The sequence below is a fragment of the Pseudomonas sp. genome (genome assembly GCF_041601375.1).
Lineage (GTDB): Bacteria > Pseudomonadota > Gammaproteobacteria > Pseudomonadales > Pseudomonadaceae > Aquipseudomonas.
On sequence record NZ_JBFIIG010000292.1, the window covers coordinates 1 to 2,422 of the forward strand.

The 2,422-nt window shown below is 66.2% G+C and carries 2 protein-coding genes and 1 pseudogene; 2 read left to right on the forward strand and 1 reads right to left on the reverse strand.

Annotated features, from left to right (window positions below):
- Positions 1-832: biotin/lipoyl-containing protein (locus ABZE94_RS21185; RefSeq protein ID WP_372878164.1), on the forward strand; the 832-nt coding region annotated here is incomplete at its 5' end.
- 142 nt (positions 833-974) lie between these two features.
- Positions 975-1,883 (forward strand): hydroxymethylglutaryl-CoA lyase, encoded by a 909-nt coding sequence (locus ABZE94_RS21190; RefSeq protein ID WP_372878166.1) that lies wholly within the window; start codon positions 975-977, stop codon positions 1,881-1,883.
- A 355-nt stretch (positions 1,884-2,238) separates the two neighbouring features.
- Here the strand turns inward: ABZE94_RS21190 and ABZE94_RS21195 are convergent.
- Positions 2,239-2,422 (reverse strand): annotated as a pseudogene (locus ABZE94_RS21195) (acetyl-CoA C-acetyltransferase); the annotation flags it as partial.

Below are 2,422 nucleotides of genomic sequence, written 5' to 3' on the forward strand. Positions count from 1 at the left end.
AGGTGACGAGGTCTCGCCCTTCTACGACCCGATGCTCGGCAAGCTGATCGCCTGGGGCGACAACCGCGAGGAAGCACGCCTGCGCCTGCTGGCCATGCTCAATGAAACCTGCATCGGCGGGGTCAAGACCAACCTGGCGTTCCTGCGTCGCGTGCTGGCCCACCCGGCCTTCGCCGATGCCGAACTGGATACCGGCTTTATCCCGCGCTACGAAGCGCAGCTGCTGCCGCCGCCAGGCGAGTTACCCGCCGAGTTCTGGCAACTGGCTGGCGACGCCTTCGCCCAGAGCGAGCCGCTACGGCGCAAGCACGAAGACTTCCATTCGCCCTGGGCCGGCACCAGTGGCTGGCGCGCCGGCCTGCCGGCTGAAATCGCCCTGCACCTGGCCTGCGACGGCGTCACCCAAAAGGTGCGCGCCTGCGGCCTCGCCCGCTTGCAGGGCGACACGCTGTTGTGCAGCAGCCCGCGAAACGCCGAGGTTCAGCCAGACGCACTGCAACGGCGCCTGCATGCCATCCGCCAGGGCGATACCCTCTACCTGGAATGGCAGGGCGACCTGCACGCCGTCAGCCAGCTCGACCCGATTGCCGAGGTCGAAGCCAGCCACAGTCATCACGGTGGCCTGATCGCACCGATGAACGGTAGCATCGTCCGTGTACTGGTCGACGCCGGCCAGCGGGTCGAGGCCGGCACCGCCCTGGTGGTGCTGGAGGCGATGAAGATGGAGCACAGCATCCGCGCGCCCCATGCCGGCACGGTCAAGGCGCTGTACTGCGGCGAAGGCGAGATGGTCGGCGAAGGCGCCGTGCTGGTCGAACTGGAAGAGGCCTGAGCGCAATGATCGGTGCGCACGGCCTAGGCGGCCCCGCGCGCCCTACGCCGAACCGGTGCGATCATGCCATTCTGCGCACCGCACTAAATCGTAGGGCGCGCTGTGCGCACCATTGCCCCGCAAAATGCCGAGGAGACGCCAAATGAATTTGCCCCAACACGTGCGCCTGGTCGAAGTCGGTCCGCGCGACGGCCTGCAGAACGAGCAACAACCGATCGGCGTGGCCGACAAGGTGCGCCTGGTCGATGACCTGTCCGCCGCCGGCTTGCGCTATATCGAAGTCGGCAGCTTCGTTTCACCCAAGTGGGTGCCGCAGATGGCCGGCAGCGCCGAGGTGTTTGCCCAGATCCAGCAGGTGCCCGGCGTCACCTACGCCGCCCTGACCCCCAACCTCAAGGGTTTCGAAGCAGCACTGCAGGCCGGAGTCAAGGAGGTGGCGGTATTCGCCGCCGCCTCCGAGTCCTTCTCGCAGAAGAACATCAACTGCTCGATTGGCGAAAGCCTCGAGCGTTTCCTGCCCTTGATGGACGCCGCCAAGCAGCAGGGCATTCGCGTGCGCGGCTACGTGTCCTGCGTGCTCGGCTGCCCATACGAGGGCACCATCGCCCCGGCCCAAGTGGCGGATGTGGCCCGCGAGCTTTACAACATGGGCTGCTACGAGATCTCCCTCGGCGACACCATCGGCGCCGGCACCGCCGGTGAAACCCGGCGCTTACTCGAAGTAGTCGGCAGCAAGGTACCGCGCAACAAGCTGGCCGGGCACTTCCACGACACCTATGGCCAGGCCCTGGCCAATATCTACGCCAGCCTGCTGGAGGGCATCGAGGTGTTCGACAGCTCGGTCGCCGGGCTCGGCGGCTGCCCCTATGCCAAGGGCGCCACCGGCAATGTCGCGACCGAGGATGTGCTCTATCTGCTCAATGGCCTGGGCATCAACAGCGGTATCGATATGGATCTGCTGATCCAGGCCGGTGCCCGCATCTGCGCGGTGCTGGACAAGCCCAACGGCTCGCGGGTGGCGCGGGCCTTGCTCCAGAGAGCGAACGGCTGAATAGGAACGAGCGTTTCCCCTCCTTGGCCGCGCGGCACAGCAGCGCGGCCTTTTTTATGGCTCCGCCCCAATCAGCTGGTGCGTGAGTCGCTCCTGCCTGCGAGATCAGGTGGCAGCCCGCGTCTGGGTAGGGTGCGCCGCATGCACCTGCGCAGCCGGAGGCTCTTGGTGCGCACAGCGCACCCTACAGAATTGTCACAACAGGCAATTGCGACTTAGCCTTTTTATCCTGCGCCAACCTACGAGTACCGGCCCTACGCTTGCTCGGCCGGGGGCATGACCAAGAAAAACGCCGGCGCCTGCAATCGTTGCGGGGCCGGCGTTTTCAGTAGGGTGCGCTGCGCGCACCGCAGGCTTAGCGTTCGATCGCCAGGGCCACGCCCTGCCCGCCGCCGATACACAGGGTGGCCAGGCCCTTCTTGGCATCGCGCTTGATCATCTCGTGCAGCAGGGTCACCAGAATCCGGCAGCCGGAACCGCCGATCGGGTGGCCGATGGCGATGGCGCCGCCGTTGACGTTGACCTTGCTGGCATCCCAC

What these genes read in the sequence shown, in the direction of transcription:
- ABZE94_RS21190 (WP_372878166.1), top strand. Translation starts at nt 975, where the DNA reads ATGAATTTGCCCCAACACGTGCGCCTGGTCGAAGTCGGTCCGCGCGAC.